The 18,958-nt window shown below is 60.1% G+C and carries 15 protein-coding genes and 2 tRNA genes; 4 read left to right on the forward strand and 13 right to left on the reverse strand.

Going from position 1 to position 18,958, the window contains the following annotated elements; translation table 11 throughout:
- Positions 1 to 35: 35 nt before the first annotated feature.
- The 9 genes from sucD to sdhC all read right to left on the reverse strand — a co-directional run bounded on the left by sucD (position 36) and on the right by sdhC (position 11,681).
- Entirely contained in the window at positions 36 to 908 is an 873-nt protein-coding gene (sucD, locus tag BM341_RS03100) for a succinate--CoA ligase subunit alpha (protein WP_089792837.1), read from the reverse strand.
- Complete coding sequence (sucC, locus tag BM341_RS03105) at positions 908 to 2,074, reverse strand: ADP-forming succinate--CoA ligase subunit beta (protein ID WP_089792839.1); 1,167 nt, start codon at positions 2,072 to 2,074, stop codon at positions 908 to 910. Before sucC ends, sucD begins: the two co-directional genes overlap by 1 nt.
- 138 nt (positions 2,075 to 2,212) lie before the next feature.
- Positions 2,213 to 3,655, reverse strand: a complete 1,443-nt coding sequence (gene lpdA, locus BM341_RS03110) for a dihydrolipoyl dehydrogenase (protein ID WP_089792841.1) — start codon at positions 3,653 to 3,655, stop codon at positions 2,213 to 2,215.
- Between the two features lie 49 nt (positions 3,656 to 3,704).
- Positions 3,705 to 5,312, reverse strand: a complete 1,608-nt coding sequence (gene odhB / locus BM341_RS03115; RefSeq protein ID WP_089792843.1) for a 2-oxoglutarate dehydrogenase complex dihydrolipoyllysine-residue succinyltransferase — start codon at positions 5,310 to 5,312, stop codon at positions 3,705 to 3,707.
- A gap of 39 nt (positions 5,313 to 5,351) precedes the next feature.
- The gene (locus BM341_RS03120) at positions 5,352 to 8,189 is read right to left on the reverse strand and encodes a 2-oxoglutarate dehydrogenase E1 component (RefSeq protein ID WP_089792845.1); all 2,838 of its coding nucleotides are present in this window, start codon (positions 8,187 to 8,189) and stop codon (positions 5,352 to 5,354) included.
- A 260-nt stretch (positions 8,190 to 8,449) separates the two neighbouring features.
- A complete protein-coding gene (locus BM341_RS03125; protein WP_089792846.1) occupies positions 8,450 to 9,160 on the reverse strand; it encodes a succinate dehydrogenase iron-sulfur subunit in 711 nt (236 codons plus the stop codon).
- 26 nt (positions 9,161 to 9,186) lie between these two features.
- The gene (gene sdhA, locus BM341_RS03130) at positions 9,187 to 10,959 is read right to left on the reverse strand and encodes a succinate dehydrogenase flavoprotein subunit (protein ID WP_089792848.1); all 1,773 of its coding nucleotides are present in this window, start codon (positions 10,957 to 10,959) and stop codon (positions 9,187 to 9,189) included.
- A 3-nt stretch (positions 10,960 to 10,962) separates the two neighbouring features.
- Positions 10,963 to 11,310, reverse strand: a complete 348-nt coding sequence (sdhD, locus tag BM341_RS03135) for a succinate dehydrogenase, hydrophobic membrane anchor protein (RefSeq protein ID WP_089792850.1) — start codon at positions 11,308 to 11,310, stop codon at positions 10,963 to 10,965.
- Positions 11,304 to 11,681 carry a succinate dehydrogenase, cytochrome b556 subunit gene (sdhC, locus tag BM341_RS03140; RefSeq protein WP_217646166.1) on the reverse strand — a complete coding sequence of 126 codons (378 nt, stop codon included), beginning with the start codon at positions 11,679 to 11,681 and terminating at the stop codon, positions 11,304 to 11,306. Before sdhC ends, sdhD begins: the two co-directional genes overlap by 7 nt.
- 437 nt (positions 11,682 to 12,118) lie before the next feature.
- Between sdhC and gltA the strand changes: the two genes are divergently transcribed.
- Positions 12,119 to 13,405 carry a citrate synthase gene (gene gltA / locus BM341_RS03145; RefSeq protein WP_089792854.1) on the forward strand — a complete coding sequence of 429 codons (1,287 nt, stop codon included), beginning with the start codon at positions 12,119 to 12,121 and terminating at the stop codon, positions 13,403 to 13,405.
- A gap of 126 nt (positions 13,406 to 13,531) precedes the next feature.
- Positions 13,532 to 14,422 (forward strand): NAD(P)-dependent oxidoreductase, encoded by an 891-nt coding sequence (locus tag BM341_RS03150; RefSeq protein ID WP_089792857.1) that lies wholly within the window; start codon positions 13,532 to 13,534, stop codon positions 14,420 to 14,422.
- 516 nt (positions 14,423 to 14,938) lie between these two features.
- On the opposite strand, the gene BM341_RS03155 is transcribed toward BM341_RS03150, so the two are convergent.
- From BM341_RS03155 to gltX, 3 genes are all read right to left on the reverse strand, one after another.
- Positions 14,939 to 15,014, reverse strand: a tRNA-Glu gene (locus BM341_RS03155).
- Positions 15,015 to 15,037: 23 nt separating this feature from the next.
- Positions 15,038 to 15,113 (reverse strand) — tRNA-Ala (locus BM341_RS03160).
- Between the two features lie 67 nt (positions 15,114 to 15,180).
- Complete coding sequence (gltX, locus tag BM341_RS03165) at positions 15,181 to 16,659, reverse strand: glutamate--tRNA ligase (protein WP_089792858.1); 1,479 nt, start codon at positions 16,657 to 16,659, stop codon at positions 15,181 to 15,183.
- A gap of 307 nt (positions 16,660 to 16,966) precedes the next feature.
- Between gltX and BM341_RS03170 the strand changes: the two genes are divergently transcribed.
- Both BM341_RS03170 and BM341_RS03175 read left to right on the forward strand, forming a co-directional pair.
- Positions 16,967 to 17,542 carry an SDR family NAD(P)-dependent oxidoreductase gene (locus BM341_RS03170; protein WP_342713859.1) on the forward strand — a complete coding sequence of 192 codons (576 nt, stop codon included), beginning with the start codon at positions 16,967 to 16,969 and terminating at the stop codon, positions 17,540 to 17,542.
- 141 nt (positions 17,543 to 17,683) lie between these two features.
- On the forward strand, positions 17,684 to 18,274 hold the full coding sequence (locus BM341_RS03175; protein ID WP_089792860.1) for a helix-turn-helix domain-containing protein: 591 nt from the start codon (positions 17,684 to 17,686) through the stop codon (positions 18,272 to 18,274).
- A gap of 7 nt (positions 18,275 to 18,281) precedes the next feature.
- Here the strand turns inward: BM341_RS03175 and BM341_RS03180 are convergent, their stop codons facing one another.
- Positions 18,282 to 18,887, reverse strand: a complete 606-nt coding sequence (locus BM341_RS03180) for a hypothetical protein (protein ID WP_089792862.1) — start codon at positions 18,885 to 18,887, stop codon at positions 18,282 to 18,284.
- Positions 18,888 to 18,958: the final 71 nt, after the last annotated feature.

Below are 18,958 nucleotides of genomic sequence, written 5' to 3' on the forward strand. Positions count from 1 at the left end.
GCCCGTGAGGCAGCGTTACTTATTACTTACCGGCCTTACCAGCCGGTTGCCTGCTTCAGTGCATCGCCGATCTCGGCCAAGGAACGCACGGTCTTCACGCCTGCGGCTTCCAGTGCGGCGAATTTCTCGTCCGCCGTGCCCTTGCCGCCGGCAATGATGGCGCCGGCGTGGCCCATGCGCTTGCCGGGAGGCGCGGTAACGCCGGCAATGTAGGACACCACCGGCTTGGAAACGTTGGCCTTGATGTAGGCCGCCGCCTCTTCCTCGGCTGTGCCGCCGATCTCGCCGATCATCACGATGGCCTCGGTGGCCGGGTCCTTCTCGAACAGCTCCAGGATGTCGATGAAGTTGGAGCCGGGAATCGGATCGCCGCCGATGCCCACACAGGTCGACTGGCCGAAGCCATGGTCGGTGGTCTGCTTGACCGCTTCATAGGTCAGGGTGCCGGAGCGCGAGACGATGCCGACACGACCCGGCTTGTGAATATGGCCCGGCATGATGCCGATCTTGGACTCGCCCGGCGTGATGACGCCCGGGCAGTTGGGACCGATCAAGCGCACACCCAGTTCGTCGCACTTCACCTTGACGTCGAGCATGTCCAGCGTCGGGATGCCCTCGGTGATGCAGACGATCAGCTTGATGCCGGCGTTGGCGGCTTCCAGGATCGAATCCTTGCAGAACGGCGCCGGCACGTAGATCACGCTGGCCTCGGCACCGGTCTCGGCCACGGCTTCCTTGACGGTATTGAACACCGGCAGACCCAGGTGCTTCTGGCCGCCCTTGCCCGGGGTCACCCCGCCGACCATCTGGGTGCCGTAGGCGATCGCCTGTTCGGAGTGAAAGGTCCCCTGCCCGCCAGTGAAGCCCTGGCAGATGACCTTGGTGTTCTTGTCGATCAGGATGCTCATTACTTGCCCTCCGCTGCCTTGACAACCTGCTGAGCCGCATCGGTCAGACTGGTAGCAGCGATGATGTTCAGACCGCTGGAGGCCAGTTTCTCGGCACCCAGCTCGGCGTTGTTGCCCTCCAGACGCACCACGACCGGCACGTTGACACCGACCTGCTCGACGGCACCAATGATGCCCTCGGCGATCATGTCACAACGCACGATGCCGCCGAAGATATTGACCAGCACGGCCTTCACGGAATCGTCGGAGAGGATGAGCTTGAAGGCCTCGGCCACGCGCTCCTTGGTGGCACCGCCGCCCACGTCCAGGAAGTTGGCGGGTTGGCCACCGTTGAGCTTGATGATGTCCATCGTGCCCATTGCCAGGCCGGCGCCGTTGACCATGCAGCCGATGTTGCCTTCCAGGGCCACGTAGTTCAGCTCCCAGGCCGCGGCTTCGGCTTCACGCTCGTCTTCCTGGGACGGATCGCGCATCGCCTGCAGGTCCGGATGGCGGTAGAGCGCATTGCCGTCCAGATTGATCTTGGCGTCGAGGCAGTGAAGATTGCCTTCGTCGGTGATCACCAGCGGATTGATCTCGAGCAAGGCCAGATCCTTGTCATGGAACAGCTTAGACAGGCCCAGGAAAATCTTGGTGAACTGCTTGATCTGGTCTCCCTTGAGCCCCAGGGCAAAGGCGAGCTCACGCGCCTGGTAGGGCTGTGCGCCGACCAGCGGATCGATCTCGGCCTTGAGAATCTTCTCAGGCGTTTCTTCTGCCACCTTCTCGATCTCGACACCACCCTCGGTGGAGGCCATGAAGACCACGCGACGCGTGCCACGATCGACCACGGCGCCGAGGTAGAGCTCGTTGGCGATATCGGTGCAGGTCTCGACCAGGATCTTGGCGACCGGCTGACCCTTCTCATCGGTCTGGAAGGTCACCAGATTCTTGCCCAGCCAGGACTCGGCGAAAGACTTGGCCTCCTCGGGGCTCTTGATCAGCTTGACGCCCCCGGCCTTGCCACGGCCACCGGCGTGGACCTGGGCCTTGACGACCCACTTGTCACCGCCGATCTTCTTGCAGGCCTCGAGGGCCTCTTCCGGGGTATCCACGGCGAAGCCCTTGGACACCGGCAGGCCATAATCGGCAAACAGCTGTTTGCCTTGGTATTCGTGAAGGTTCATCGATTCATGCCATTGGTTGCATGTGACTCGAACGATGACCGCAAGTAACGCTCGTCGGCATCACACTTGGGCCACCCCCGTCCGTTTCCGATACTTGGCCGGAAACGAGACGCCACCCGCAGGTGGCGCTTGTTGTCTTTACTTTTTCTTCTTGCGATTGGCCATGTGGATCGCATGACCTTCCACGGCGAGTGCCGCCTCGTGTACCGCTTCCGACATCGTCGGGTGGGCATAGCAGGTCAGGGCCAAGTCCTCGGCGCTGGAACCGAACTCCAGCGCGATGACGCCCTGGGCGATCATCTCGCCGGCATGCTGGCCAACGATATGCATGCCCAACACGCGATCGGTTTCGGCATCGGCGATGATCTTGGCCTGCCCGTCGGTGGCGTTGTTGGCCATCGCACGGCCGCTGGCGGCGAAGGGGAACGCACCCGTCTTGACCTTTATGCCGGCCGCCTTGGCCTCTTCCTCGTTCATCCCGACCCAGGCCACCTCGGGGAAGGTGTAGATGACGCTGGGGATGGCGTCGTAGTTCATTTCCGCCTTATGGCCGGCGATGATGTCGGCGACCATGATCCCTTCTTCGGACGCCTTGTGAGCCAGCATCTGGCCGCGCACGCAGTCGCCAATGGCATAGACACCCGGCACGCTGGTAAGGCAATGGTCGTCGACGTGGATGAAGCCGCGCTCGTCCAGGTTGACGCCCACGCCGTCATCTACCACCCCCTTGGTGTAGGGACGACGACCGACGCAGACGATCAGCTTGTCGAAGGTTTTCTCCTGGTCGCCCTTGCCGTCGGTGTACTTGACGACCACTTCCTCGCCCTTGACTTCGGAGCCGGTGACCCGCGCACCGAGTTGGATGTCCAGGCCCTGTTTCTTGAGCAGTTTCTGGGTCTCCTTGGCGATCGCACCGTCGACCATCGGCAGGAAGCTGTCCATGGCCTCGAGAACGGTGACTTCACTGCCCAGGCGGTTCCAGACGCTGCCGAGTTCCAGGCCGATAATGCCGGCCCCGATAACGCCCAGGCGCTTGGGGGTTTCCTGGAATTCCAGGGCGCCGGTGGAGTCTACGACCATCCCCTCGACCAGCGGGGTCGGGGGAATCTCCACCGGCACGGAACCCGCGGCGACCACGATGTTATCGGCCTCATAGGTCGTCGCCTTGCCGTCCTTGTCGGTTACCTCGACCTGCTTGCTGCCAATCACCTTGCCGGTGCCCTGGATCGGCGTCACGCCGTTGGCCTTGAACAAGCCAGCGATACCACCGGTCAAGTTACTGACGATCTTGTCCTTACGAGCCATCATCTTCTTGACGTCCATCGTCACGTCGCCGGCCTGAATACCCAGGTCGTCGAAGTCGTGCTTGGCCTCGACAAACTTGTGGGAGGCCTCGAGCAGCGCCTTGGACGGGATGCAACCCACATTCAAGCAGGTACCACCATAGACGGGTTTGCTGCCGTCCTTGCTGATCCACTTCTCGACGCAGGCGGTCTTCAGGCCCAGCTGGGCGGCGCGAATCGCACCGACGTAGCCGCCGGGGCCTGAACCGATAAAGATCACATCAAATTTGTCGGCCATGTGGTTTTCCTGTTGGTCGGTTCGCGTTGAATTCCGTGGGGTGAAGCGATTAGACGTCAAGCAGCAAACGCGCCGGGTCCTCGAGCAGTTCCTTGATGGTCACCAGGAACTGCACGGCGTCCTTGCCATCGATCATACGATGATCATATGACACGGCGAGGTACATCATCGGACGTATCTCGACCTTGCCGTTCACCGCCATGGGACGCTCCTGGATCTTGTGCATGCCCAGAATGGCAGTCTGCGGCGGATTAATGATCGGCGTGGACATCAGCGAGCCGAAGATACCGCCATTGGTGATGGTGAAGGTACCGCCCTGCATCTCGTCGATGCCGAGCTTGCCGTCACGGGCGCGCTTGCCGAAATCGACAATGCCCTTCTCGACGTCGGCGATCTTCATGCTGTCGGTGTCGCGCAACACCGGGACCACCAACCCGCGGTCGGTGGAGACCGCCACGCCGATATCCTGGTAGCCGTGATAGACGATGTCGGTGCCGTCGATGGAGGCGTTGACGTCGGGAAAGCGCTTGAGCGCCTCGGACGCCGCCTTGACGAAGAACCCCATGAAACCCAGCTTGGTGTCGTGGGCCTTGAGGAAGGTGTCCTTGTACTGCGCGCGCAGGTCCATCACCGCGCCCATGTCGACCTCGTTATACGTGGTCAGCATGGCGGCGGTCTGCTGGGCCTGTACCAGGCGCTTGGCGATGGTCTGGCGCAGGCGGCTCATCGGCACCCGCTTCTCGGGACGCTCACCTTCCACGGCCGGTGCTGCCGCCGCGGCCTGCTTGACCGCGCCGCCTGGCTTGCTCGGCTGGGACGTCTTCGTTGCCGTGCCCGCCTTGACGGCCTTCTGGACGTCTTCCTTGAGGATACGCCCGCCCTTGCCGGTGCCCTCGATCTTGCTCACGTCGAGATCGTTCTCGGCCACCATCTTGCGCGCCGCCGGCGCCAGAATCTTCTCGCCGACGGTCTCATCAGCGCTGTCATCGGTATCATCGCCACTCGCGGACGGTTCCGGCTGCGCGGCATCGCCACCGGCGCCTTCGGCGAACATCGCAAGAACCGCCTCGGATTCGACCTGACTGCCCTCTTCGGCCTTGATCTCGGTCAGCGCGCCATCGGCGGGCGCGACGACCTCCAGCACCACCTTGTCGGTTTCGATCTCGGCCAGTACCTCGTCGCGCTTGACCGCTTCGCCAACCTGCTTCTGCCAACTGGCCACGGTGCCTTCCTGGATCGACTCGGGAAAGCTGGGCGCCTTGACCTCGTGCTGCTTTCCGCCACCGGTGGAGCCTGAGGCCGGCTTTTCCTTGTCGGATTTGGCCTCGCCGGACTTGGTCTGGTCGGGCTTGGTCTGGTCGGTCTTTTCATCATTGTCGGACTTGGCGTCGGGCTTCTTGTCGTCCCCTCCCTGGGCGCCCGCTTCACCGAGCCGGCCCAGCACCTGCTCGGATTGCACGCTTTCGCCCTCCTCGGCAAGCACCTCGGCGAGAGTGCCGGCTTCCGGCGCCACCACCTCGAGCACCACCTTGTCGGTCTCGATCTCGACGATCAGCTCGTCTCGCTCGACGCTGTCGCCCGGCTTTTTATGCCAGGTGGCAACGGTGCCTTCGGCAACGGATTCCGGGAAGGAAGGTGCCTTGATGTCGGTAGCCATGTCGTTTCCTTGTGTATTCTCTCGTTCCGGTGAAGCGCCTCAGAGATTGAAAGCGTCTTCCACCAGCTGGCGCTGCTGTTCGGTATGCACGGACATGTAGCCCGCCGCGGGTGCCGCCGAAGCCGGGCGACCGGCAAACTTGAGGTCGCGCCCCAGGCCCTCGCGCAGCTCGTCGATGACCGCCCTCATATGATGCTGGCTGGAATACCAGGCGCCCTGGTTCTGCGGTTCTTCCTGGCACCACACCACAGTGTCGACGCTGCTGAAATCCTTGATGGCCTCAAAGAGCGTTTCCTTGGGGAATGGATAAAGCTGTTCGATACGCAGGATCGCCACATCGTCCCGGGCATTCTCCTCGCGCCAATTCGCCAGATCATAATAGACCTTGCCGGCACAGAGGATGATGCGTTCGACCTTGGCGGCATCTCGCTCACCCTGGTCGGGAAGCACCATGTCGAACTTGCCGTGAGCCAAGTCTTCCAGTGACGAGGTGGCGTCCTTGTGGCGCAGCAGGCTCTTGGGCGACATGACGATAAGGGGCTTGCGCAGCGGACGGATGACCTGACGGCGCAGCAGATGGAAGATCTGCGCGGGCGTGGTCGGCACGCAGACCTGCATGTTCTGTTCGGCGCACATTTGCAGGAAACGCTCGAGGCGCGCAGACGAATGCTCGGGGCCCTGCCCTTCGTAGCCATGGGGCAATAGCATGGTCAGCCCGCACAAGCGGCCCCACTTGGTCTCGCCGGACGAAATGAACTGATCGACCACGACCTGGGCCCCGTTGACGAAATCGCCGAACTGGGCCTCCCAGATGATCAGGGCACTGGGCATGGTGGTGGCATAGCCGTATTCAAAGGCCAGCACCGCCTCTTCCGACAGGAAGGAGTCGTGGATGGTGAAGCGCGGCTGTCCGTCGGCCATGTGCTGCAGCGGCACGTACACGTCGCCATTCTTCTGGTTATGCACCACCGCGTGGCGGTGGGAGAAGGTACCGCGGCCAACATCCTGGCCGGTGACACGAATCGGATGTCCTTGGTCGAGCAGCGTCGCGTAGGCCAAAGTCTCGGCGAAGCCCCAGTTGAGGGCCAGGCCACCAGCCTGCATCTTGCGACGATCCTCGTAGATCTTGGCGACTTGACGCTGGACCTCGACACCATCGGGCACCTCACACATCCTCGCCGCCAGCTGCTGCAGACGCTTCATGTCGAAGCTGGTGTCGACGTCGCCACTCCATTCATGACCCAGATAGGGGGTCCAGTCGACGAAAAGCGAGGTGTTGGGCTCCTGCACCAATGCATTGGCCACGTGGTTGCCAGCGGTGAGGTCGTGGCGGTAGGTCTCGACCAGGCCTTTGGCCGCTTCCTCGGAGAGTACCCCCTGCTCCACCAGACGCTGCGCATATAGCGAACGAGCCGACGGATGATCCTTGATCTTGCGATACATCATCGGCTGCGTGCCGGACGGCTCGTCGGCTTCGTTGTGCCCACGACGGCGGTAGCAAACCAGGTCGATGACCACATCACGCTTGAACTGGTGCCGGTAATCCAGCGCCACCTGGGTCGCGTGCAGCACCGCATCGGGGTCATCGCCGTTGACGTGAAAGATCGGCGCCTGAACCATCTTGGCAATATCGGTGCAGTACTCGGTCGAGCGCGTATCTTTTGGATGCGAGGTGGTGAAACCGACCTGGTTGTTGATGACGATGTGCACCGTGCCGCCCGTCTGATAGGCCCGGGTCTGCGACATCTGAAAGGTTTCCATTACCACGCCCTGGCCGGCGAATGCGGCGTCGCCATGGACGTTGACCGGTAATACCTTGTCACCCGTAAGATCGTCGCGCCGGTCCTGGCGGGCACGCACCGAGCCCTCCACCACCGGCGCCACGATCTCCAGATGCGAGGGGTTGAACGACATCGCCAGGTGGACTTCGCCACCCGGGGTCATGACGTTGGAGCTGAAGCCCTGGTGATACTTGACGTCGCCGGAACCACGCTCGATGACCTTCTTGCCATCGAATTCGTCGATCAACTCGGACGGGTTCTTGCCAAGGATATTGACCAACAGGTTGAGGCGGCCGCGGTGTGCCATACCGATGACGACTTCCTTGGTCCCATACCCGCCGCTACGCTGGATCAGCTCATCCATCATCGGAATGAAGCTCTCGCCGCCCTCGAGACCGAATCGCTTGGTGCCCGGATACTTGGACGCGAGATAGGTTTCCAGACCCTCGGCCGCGGACAGACGCTCCAGCACATGCTTGCGCACCTCGCTACTAAACTTAGGTGCCGAGCGTACCGACTCGAAACGCTGCTGCAGCCAGCGCTTCTCCTCGGTATCGACAATGTGCATGATCTCGCAGCCGATCGAGCGGCAATAGGTCTGCTCCAGTGCCTCGACAATCTCCTTCAACGGCGCCTTGTCCAGACCCATGAAGAAGGAGCCTGTCTGGAACTCACTATCCAGGTCGGCTTTCGACAATTGATGAAAGGAAAGATCGAGGTCGGGTACGGGGGTCGGGCTGCGCAGACCGAGCGGGTCGATGTCGGCCTTCTGATGCCCGCGGAAGCGATACGCGTTGATCAGCTGCAGGACCTTGACCTGCTTCTTGTTCTCGCCGCTGTCAACCGAAGCCGTGGTGGCTTGGGCGGTACGTCGCTGGCGTCCCAGCTGGTAGAACTCGTCGCGGATCGGGGCTAGCGGGACGTCGTGGGCGGGGCTGCCCTCCGGACGCGGCATCTGATCGAAATAGTGTCGCCATTCTTGGGGGACAGTATCGGGGTCTTCAAGATACTGCTCAAAAAGCGCTTCCACATAGTGAGCATTGCCACCGCTCATGTGTGAAGTACGCCACATCAACTCCATTATGCCTTGTTGCATGTCTCGGTCACCCTGCACTGATGGGGTGGTATCGGCGTCGCCGCCATTCGGCAGCGGCGATCTCAGTGATGCCCTACCGGCGGCGGACACCTTGAATCCTATGGTCGAAAGCCGGTGCCCTGGGCACCGGCTCACATTGTCGTTGACCAGATCACTCACTGTCGGCTCTCTGGCCTATCGACTACCGGTCCGGCTCACTGTTGCGACCCGTTGTCGCAGCGCGATGCCGACCACCATCATAACAAGCCACGCACCTCGATTTAAGTGGCATTGGCCAGCAGCATCTCGCGAATCTTGCCGATGGCGCGGGTCGGGTTGAGCCCCTTGGGACACACCGCCACACAGTTCATGATGCCGCGGCAGCGGAACACGGAGAACGGGTCCTCGAGTTCGGCCAGGCGTTCGGCGGTGGCGGTATCTCGTGAGTCCGCCAGGAAACGATATGCCTGAAGCAGCCCGGCCGGCCCCACGAACTTGTCCGGATTCCACCAGAACGACGGGCAGGACGTGGAACAGCAAGCGCACAGGATGCACTCGTAGAGTCCGTCGAGCTTGTCGCGATCTTCCGGTGACTGGAGGCGCTCAATGGCCGGCGCCGGGTTGCTGTTCTGCAGATAAGGCTGAATGCGCTCGTACTGCTTGTAGAACAGTCCCATGTCGACCACCAGATCGCGGATCACCGGCAAACCCGGCAACGGACGCAGCACCAGCTTGTTGCCCTTGACCACCTCGGAAAGTGGCGTAATACAACCCAGACCATTCTTGCCGTTCATGTTCATGCCATCGGAACCGCACACACCTTCGCGGCAGCTGCGACGAAATGCCAGTCCGCTATCCTGCTCCTTCATCAGATGCAGGACATCAAGCACCATGAGGTCACGCCCCTGAGTGTCGACCTGGAACTCCTGCATATAGGGCGCAGAGTCGGTTTCCGGATTGTAGCGGTAAATGGACACCTGAAGTGTGGACATCGTGACTCCTTCTCGTCTCTACGGCGTTAGTAGGTGCGGATTTTCGGCTCGAAAGTATCGACCGTCTTGGGCGTGAAGTTGACATCACGCTTGCCGACTCGCTTCTCGAGCGGAAAGTAGAGCGAGTGCTTGAGCCAGTTGACGTCGTCACGATCCGGGTAATCGTAGCGGGAGTGTGCGCCACGGCTCTCCTTGCGATCGAGTGCCGCGATGGCGGTGGCTTCCGCCACTTCCATCAGGTTATCGAGCTCCAGCGCCTCGACCCGTGCCGTGTTGAAAGCGTTGGACTTGTCCGGCAGGTAGGCATTGCCAATACGCGCCCGCAGTTCTTCCAACTGCTTCACGCCCTTCTGCATGTTCTCTTCCTCGCGGAAGACGCCGAAGGAGTTCTGCATGATGGCCTGCAGCTCGCGCTTGAGCGCGGGCACCGACTCGCCGTCGCCGGACTCGTTCCAACGACTGATGCGTTTCATGGCAGTGGCGATATCGGACTCGTTGGCGTCGAGGTAGTCGATGCCCTCGTTGAGCGCACCCTCGATGAACATGCCGGCGGCACGCCCGAAGACCACCAGATCGAGCAGCGAGTTACCGCCCAGACGGTTGGCGCCATGCACCGATACGCAGGCCGCCTCGCCGCAGGCAAAGAGACCATTGACGATCCGGTCCTTGCCATCGCCTTCCTGCATGATCGCCTGCCCATGCACGTTGGTGGGGATACCGCCCATCATGTAGTGACAGGTCGGCACCACCGGGATCGGCTCGTTGGCCGGGTCGACATGCGCGAAGGTCTTGGACAGCTCGACGATGCCCGGGAGGCGCTTGCCCAGCACGTCATCGCCCAGATGATCGAGCTTGAGGAAGACGTGATCGCCGTGTTCACCGCAGCCACGGCCCTCAAGGATCTCCATGACCATGGAGCGTGCCACCACGTCGCGGCCGGCGAGGTCCTTGGCATTGGGCGCATAACGCTCCATGAAGCGCTCGCCGTCCTTGTTGATCAGATAGCCGCCCTCACCGCGACAGCCTTCGGTCACCAGGGTGCCGGCACCGTAGATGCCGGTGGGGTGGAACTGCCACATCTCCATGTCCTGCATGGGGAAGCCGGCGCGCAACGCCATGCCGATACCATCGCCGGTATTGATCAGTGCGTTGGTGGTGGAGGCATAGATACGGCCGGCCCCGCCGGTCGCCAGCACCGTGGCCTTGGACTTCACATGCACCACTTCGCCGGTCTCGATGTCCATGGCGATGCAGCCGACTACATCCCCGTTGGCATTCTTCACCAGATCGACGGCGTACCACTCGTTGAGAAAGGTAGTGTTGTTCTTCAGGTTGTTCTGATAGAGCGTATGCAGCAGTGCGTGACCGGTCCGGTCCGCGGCCGCGCAGGTACGGGCCGCCTGGCCACCCTCGCCGAAGTTCTTGGACTGCCCACCGAAGGGGCGCTGGTAAATGCGGCCGTTGTCGAAACGCGAGAACGGCAGCCCCATGTGCTCGAGTTCGAAGACCGCTTTTGGACCCTCTGAACACATGTACTCGGCCGCATCCTGATCGGCGATATAGTCGCCACCCTTGACGGTGTCATACATGTGCCAGCGCCAATCATCGTCAGGGTCGGACGAGGCGATGGCGCAGGTGATGCCACCCTGAGCGGACACGGTATGCGAGCGGGTCGGGAACACCTTGGACAGCACGGCAGTCTTCTTGCCGGACTTGGCGAGTTCGAGAGCGGCACGCATGCCGGCGCCACCACCACCGATGATGATGGCATCGAAGGATAGGCTACGCAGATTGGACATGAATCAGGCTCCCCACAGAACTTGGATGCCCCAGACCAGGAACACGAAGATGGCCAGGATGATGAAGGTCTGGACGCCGACACGAATTGCCGTCGCCTTGAGATAGTCGGTGGTCACGGTCCACAGCCCGATCCAGGCGTGGGCCGCCAACGACACGAAGGCCAGCAGTGAGAAGATGCGCATCCACGTCTGGGCAAAGAGCCCGTGCCAGGTCGCATAATCGAGATCAGGGTTGAACAACAGATAAGCAACGATGAAGAGCGTATAGAGCGCCAGGATGATGGCCGAGGCGCGCTGGATAAGCCAGTCGGATAGGCCGCTGCGCCCAAAACTCGTGATATTGGTTACCATACCCAGACTCCCGCCAGAATGATCAGTACGGCACTCACGATCACGGTGATCTGTGCCTTCTGTACGCCGCCTTCAAGCGTCACCCCGATATCGGCATCCATCAACAGGTGCTTGACGCCGGCCACGAAATGAAACGCCAGGGCCGAGAGCAGCCCCCAAGCCACCAGCTTGGCGAGAATATTGTGAGCCAGCGCGTCACTCACCGCCTCGAAACCCATCGGCGATGACAGGGATTTGTCGAGTGCCCAGAAGGCAAAGATGAGACCGACGAAGAGGATGACACCGGTAATGCGGTGGGCAATCGACGTCAGGGCGGGAAGGGGAAACTGTATCGTGGAGAGATCGAGGTTTACGGGTCGTTTACTATTCACGGCTCTATACACACTCTCTTGACCCGCTCCGGGTCCGGTCGAAAATCGCCCGAGCGGGGGGGTGGTTTCGGGAAGGGGATCGGCCTATCGACTGCGGCAAGGCCGCCATTTCCTGCCAGTCACGCGGATAAAGATTATAAGGACATGGCTGTCTCCTGACAAATGAGCTGAAGGAAAACTAGACTTTAATGCTAGCAGTAAAGAGCGGCTTGGCGCATTTTCCCATCGACAGGTACAGTCAAAGTGCGGCACCATGGTGCAAAGCACCATTTCTTATCCCGAACCTTTACATAGGCTTGTCTGACGTACAATAGATAGCTCGCGATGGGCTAATTGACAATCGCTGGGACGCTTCTATAGTGGGCAAACCTTTTTTCCGGCTTGTGAAGTAATGAGACGATTCCTCGCCCCATCTTGAACTCGACAGGAGGCCACTCATGGCTGACAGGAAAGCGACGCTGACGGTAGACGGACTGGACACGCCGATTGAGCTGCCCATCTACTCAGGCACCCTGGGCCCCGACGTTATCGACGTTCGCAGCTTGGGGGCAGAGGGCCTCTTCACCTACGATCCTGGCTTCATGGCGACCTCCTCTTGCCAATCTGCCATCACCTATATCGATGGCGGCAAAGGCATACTCTTGCACCGCGGCTACCCTATCGACCAGCTCGCCAAGGAATCCAACTTCGTCGAGTTGTGTTACCTGCTGATGTTTGGCGAGCTGCCCGACGATGCGCAATATGCTGATTTCGAGAGTCGCATCAGCAACCACACCATGGTTCACGACCAGATCAACAACTTCTTCAAGGGCTTCCGCCGCGACGCCCATCCGATGTCGATCCTTTGTGGTGTGGTCGGCGGCCTGGCGGCTTTCTACCATGACCACCTGGATATTACCGTGCAGGAGGACCGCGAGATCAGCGCGATCCGCCTGATCGCCAAGATGCCCACCATCGCGGCGATGTCCTACAAGTACAACATCGGCCAACCGTTCAACTATCCTCGCAATAACTTGAGCTATGCCGAGAACTTCCTTTACATGATGTTCAGCAACCCCTGCGAGGAGTACAAGATCAACCCGGTCTACGCCAAGGCGATGGATCGCATCTTCATGCTTCACGCCGACCACGAGCAGAACGCCTCCACCTCCACGGTGCGGCTGGCGGGCTCTACCGGCGCCAATCCTTTCGCCTGCATCAGCGCCGGGATCGCGGCACTGTGGGGTCCGGCTCACGGCGGCGCCAACGAAGCCGTGCTGAACATGCTCGACGAGATCGGTGACGATTCCGAGGAGAACATCCAGCGCTTCGTCGACAAGGCCAAGGACAAGGACGATAACTTCAAGCTGATGGGCTTCGGCCATCGGGTCTACCGCAATTTCGACCCGCGCGCCAAGGTGATGAAAGAAACCTGCGACGAAGTATTGGCCGAACTGGGCATGGCCGACGACCCGCAGCTCAAGATTGCCAAGCGCCTGGAGCAGATCGCCCTTGAGGATGAATACTTCATCGAGCGCAAGCTCTACCCGAACGTGGATTTCTATTCCGGCATCATCCTCAAGGCCATGGGCATCCCGAAAAACATGTTCACGGTGATCTTTGCCGTATCTCGCACCATCGGCTGGATTTCCCACTGGCACGAGATGATCAGCGACAGCTACAAGATCGGTCGACCACGCCAGCTGTACATCGGGCACGATCAGCGCGACTATCCTACCCGATAAGCCGCCTGTGCATGCCAGGCCCGGCAGGGTCATTGTGAAAGGCCGCCCTCGGGCGGCCTTTCACGTTTCTGTCATGATGGTCAAGCAGCGGCATATCCCATCACCCTGTAACTCAGGAGCACCACGATGAGCCAATCGATCTCGACGGTGGCCTTTATCGGCCTTGGCGTCATGGGCTATCCCATGGCGGGTCATCTGGCCAGGCAAGGGCTGAATGTGCGCGTCTACAACCGCACGGTTGCCAAGGCCCAGGCATGGAGCCAGGAGCATGGAGGCAGCCACCACCCCACCCCCCGCGAGGCCTCCGAGGGTGCCGACCTGGCACTCATCTGCGTGGGCAATGACGATGATGTCCGGGAAGTCACCATCGGCCCGGAAGGAGCCCTGGCCGGCATGGCTGCTGGCAGCCTGCTGGTGGACCATACTACCGCCTCTGCCGGGCTTGCCGAGGCACTCGACGTAGCGTGTCGTGAACGAAACATCGGATTTGTCGATGCCCCCGTGTCCGGCGGCCAGCAGGGCGCCGAGAACGGAGCCCTGACTATCATGTGCGGTGGCAGCGACGCCGACTTCGCCCGCGTGAAGCCGCTACTCACTCATTACGGCAAGGCCGTGACATTGATGGGGGTTGCCGGCAGCGGCCAGCTGACCAAGATGGTCAACCAGATCTGCATCGCCGGGCTGGTGCAGGGATTGGCCGAAGGGCTGCATTTTGCCGAGCAGGCGGGCCTCGACCAACAGAGGGTAATTGAGGTGATTTCCAAGGGCGCGGCCGGCTCATGGCAAATGGAAAATCGCCACAAGACCATGATTGCCGACGAATACGAGCACGGTTTCGCCGTCGACTGGATGCGCAAGGATCTGGGCATCTGCCTGGATCAAGCCCGCCAACTGCAAGCCAGGCTGCCAGTGACGGCGCTGGTCGACCAGTTCTATGCCGATGTGCAGACCATGGGGGGCGGCCGTTGGGATACCTCCTCATTGCTACGCCGTTTACGCGCTGTCGGCAAGACGTGATGGACTCAAAGGCCGTCGCTTGCCGCGACAGCCTTGGGTGCAGCCCCTTGGCTCTTCACCCACTCTCCGGCTCATAATTGCGCATTATTCACAAGAACGAATTTAGACATCAAGCAGAAGGATATGGCTCATTACTAACGACATCAGGCGTTTTCCACACATTCTGTGGATAACCCTGTTCACAACCACTCGAAAAGGTCCTCGAATCGCCATGAACAGCGGGGGTCGCTTAGATTGGTCAAAATTTGACCTAGAATAACTTATTGATTTACAAAGTATTTTTACAAAACCCAGCAACCACGCGGAGTTGCGCGCGACATGTGCGTAGTGAACGAACCAGGCCGGGACAAGTGGACAAGTCTGGGAGATGTCAAGCCAAAATTGGCGAAAAACAGCCGGGAGATCCACATCGGCAGCCAGCAAATTAGGGCATCGGTAAAGCGCACAAACGCAGAAATCGCCTAGTCGGCGCCATCGTGCGTGATCGCGAAGAAAAGCGGGGCAGTGAAGTGAAAGTGGCGTCCCATAGGGGGTTCGAACCCCTGTTACCGCCGTGAAAGGGCGGTGTCCTGGACCACTAGACGAATGGGACGCAGTCGTAACGAAAGCGAGGCTTGGTGGAGCCTAGCGGGATCGAACCGCTGACCTCAACACTGCCAGTGTTGCGCTCTCCCAGCTGAGCTAAGGCCCCAAACATTTCATACGCTTCCTGAAGACGAGGCGTAGGTTACTGATAACCCCCGTCTTCGTCAACCTCTCTAGAGTTCCCGGTATTCTTTCTCGAAGCGCTTGGCCTGCTTCTTGGAGACACCACCCAGCACCTCGATGGCGTGTCGCAGACGCGCACGAGTCATGTCAGAACCCAGGATAGCCATGGCGTCCATGACCGAGGTGCTCGATGAAGCACCGGTAATCGCGACGAAGACCGGGGCCAGGAACGCCTTCATCTTGAGGTCGAAATGAGCCGCCAGCAGTTTGACTTCAGTCAGCAGTGTCTCCTTGTCCCAGGATGGCAGGATTTCGAAACGCCACACCAGAAACTGTAACAGCTTGAGCAATGTTTCAGGATCCAACTGGATATCTGAAAAGCTGTCTTTATCGATATCCGGCAGCCCGGCAAAGAAGTGGCCGGCCAGCGGCAACACGTCCGACAGAGTTTCGACTCGGGGACGCACCTCGGGAAGTATCCTGCTCACATACTCTTTATTGAATGCCCATTCCATCAGGGCCTTGAGCAAGTCATGATCGTCGAGATCCTCACGAATATACACACCGTTTAGCCAGGTAAGCTTTTCCAGATCGAATACTGGCCCACCAAGCGACACCCGCTGAATATCAAAATCAGCCATCATCTCATCGAGACTGAATTTCTCACGCTCATCGGGCATCGACCAGCCCATGCGCCCCAGGTAGTTGATCACCGCCTGGGGCAAGTAACCCATGCGCCGGTAATAATTGATGGAGGTCGGATTCTTGCGCTTTGAGAGCTTCGATTTATCGGGGTTGCGAAGCAGCGGCATATGGCAAAGCACCGGCATCTGCCAGCCGAAATAGTCGTAGAGCAACTGGTGCTTTGGCGCCGAGTTGATCCATTCCTCTCCACGCAGCACATGGGTAATACCCATGAGATGGTCATCGATTACGTTCGCCAGGTGATAGGTCGGCATGCCATCCGATTTGAGCAATATCTGGGCATCGACCTGGCCCCACTCCACCTCGATCGGGCCGCGCAACATGTCATCGATGACACAGGTCCCGTCGCTGGGCACCTTCATGCGTACTACAAAAGGCCAGCCCTGCTGTTCGCGGCGAGCGGCCTCGTCGGTGGGCAGCGCCAGGTCAGCAGGCTTGAGCGCCAGATGCATGCCGGCCGATTTGCGCGCTTCGCGCAGCTCATCGAGTTCTTCCGCGGTTCGATAACACTTGAAGGCATGCCCCGAGTCGATCAACTGCTGGGCATATTTTGCATAGATATCGCCCCGCTCGCTCTGACGATAAGGGCCATGAGGGCCGCCCACATCAGGCCCCTCATCCCATTCCAGGCCTAACCAGCGCAGCGAATCGAAAATCATCTGCTCGGACTCGGGTGTCGAACGCACCCGATCAGTATCCTCGATTCGCAGGATGAACTGACCGCCAAACTGGCGAGCGAAGCACAGATTGAACAAGGCGATATAGGCGGTCCCCACATGGGGGTCGCCGGTGGGTGACGGCGCGATACGCGTGCGTACTCTCATGTCGTTCTGATCCTGTCGGCAAGAAGGGTTTGGCAGCGATTATACGCACCTGGGAGGAACCAAGCAGCCGCACGGACAGGGAATCATTCGGCTGGTTCGTGGTCGATGCCTCGTGAAAGTTACTAATTTCTCCAAGGAATCTCATGCTGACCCGACTTCCCGATGGCTTTTCCGCCTTGGTTCTTGGTGCCTCCGGCGGTATCGGCCGAGCCGTGATTGATGCCTTGTTGGCAAGCGAGCGACCCGGCCGCGTCATGGTGTCAGCCGCCAGGAAACCTCACATCCCGATCCCCGCTTCGAATCGCTAGTGCTTGATATCAGCCAAACCGACGGGCTGACGACACTCCAGCAACACGTCCAAGATCGCCCTTTGCATTTTGTATTCAACGCTATCGGTATGCTCCACGATGCCGCGTCAGGCATTGCTCCCGAAAAAAAACTCACCGACCTCGACGCCGAGGCCATGACGCGCCTCTTCCACATCAACGCGATCACCCCTGCCCTGCTGCTCAAGTCGCTTGAAGGCAATTTCAAGGGCCGACATCAGGCCCTGTTCGCTAGCCTTTCCGCGCGAGTAGGGTCCATCGGCGATAACCGGCTCGGAGGCTGGTACGCCTACCGCGCCAGCAAGGCCGCTCATAACATGCTGATGAAGACCGCCGCTGTAGAACTGCGCCGCCTGAATCCCGAGATGGTGGTTGTCTGCTTGCATCCGGGCACTACGAATACTGCCCTTTCCCTGCCCTTCCAGGAACGAGTGCCCGAAGGAAAGCTGTTTACCCCAGCCTTCGTAGCGGAACGGCTATTGGCGGTGCTCGATGAGCTACCCCAGCGGGAGAGCGGGCTCTTTGTGGACTGGGCGGGAGAACCAGTGCCCTGGTGAAGAAACGCAACGGCCCTGGATGTTCAAGAGAAGGGAACCTGAGCTGGCCCCAAGGAAAAACAGCGTTTATGCGCGGTATTGCACAGTCATCGCTGATCGCTGATCATCATCACTCGCATTAAACATCGACAGGATGGAGAAATGGATTCTTTAGGCCCTCGTATCAAAGCGCTACGATTGGAGGCTAAGCTCAACAAGGCGGCTCTGGCACGCAGGGTTGGCGTATCCGATGTCACTATCTCCTATTGGGAATCGGGTGCCATCAGGCAAATCGGCCATGAGCGTCTGGTTGCACTGGCGCAGGCATTGGGATGCCCCTTGTCACGTCTGATAGAGGGCGATCAAAAGCATCTGGCGGCCCCGCTTTACTTGCGTCGGCGCCCGCCAGCACCCTGGCAGGACCCGGCTGCCAAGCCGATCGAGCTGCCCTTCGAGCTCGTACCCGCGCAGCGATGGGAGGGAAGTTGCTACCTGGTGACACCGGCGCCGGGCGAAAGCTTCGATTTTCTGCAAGAGGGTGATCTTGTCGCCGTCGCCCCCACGGAGGTGTTTCGGCAATCTGGTCTTTACCTCATCGAAATGGGCGGCAAGCATCTGGTTCGCCAGGTCAGAGAAGATAGCCGCGGGGAACTTGAGTTCGTGAGTGAGCACGAAGCCGAGGTCACGCCTTTTTCGCAGGACTGCCGCCTGCTGGGCAAGCTCGTGGCTCGCTGGCAAGCACGCCCGTTATGAAGGTTCGTCATTCCTCCATCTCTACCACATTCACCTGATCATGAGTGCGTCTCGGCTCATCGCCCACCATGAAGCGTTGCGCGTAGCTTGCCACCTTACCCAGACCATGCCGCGAGGTGCTGACCAGCGGTCCGCTCAAGTGTTCGCCCTGCTCGCCGATTCGTTCACGTACCGACCTGGGTTGTACGGCCGCTTCGCTTAGCTGCACGCTGATACGGTACTCCCCGTCGGCCAAGCCACTGCCCGGCCCAAAAGGCCCGGCAGAAAAGTTTCCCTCGCCCATGTCGGTACGAGAGCGCCAGCGTACTCCGCTGAGTTCGCGTTCTACGATGACCTCAAGCTGGGCGCTCGGGGGAAGGTTGCTCTCGCCTTCTACCATCAAGCGACGATCCTCGAGAAGCACCGCCGTGAAGTCGATTTCTACCGGCGACTGCATTGGCTCTAACTCTTCTGAATCAACTTCTGGGCTCTCGGCCATCGTCTCGCTGCTACGGGTGACTTGCGATGCCTCATCCGGCCCGGACGAGCGAGTCTCGCCATTATCTCCTCCACTGCAGGCGGTAACCAAGGTGGCCAGCAGCAGGATACCCATTCGTCGATACCATGCCGTCATACAGGCCCTCGCATTGGATAGATGAGGCATTAGCCTATCATCGCTTCGGGCGCGGCGTCCTGCACAGTCAA

The sequence above is a fragment of the Halomonas korlensis genome (assembly GCF_900116705.1).
Classification (GTDB): Bacteria; Pseudomonadota; Gammaproteobacteria; order Pseudomonadales; family Halomonadaceae; genus Halomonas; species Halomonas korlensis.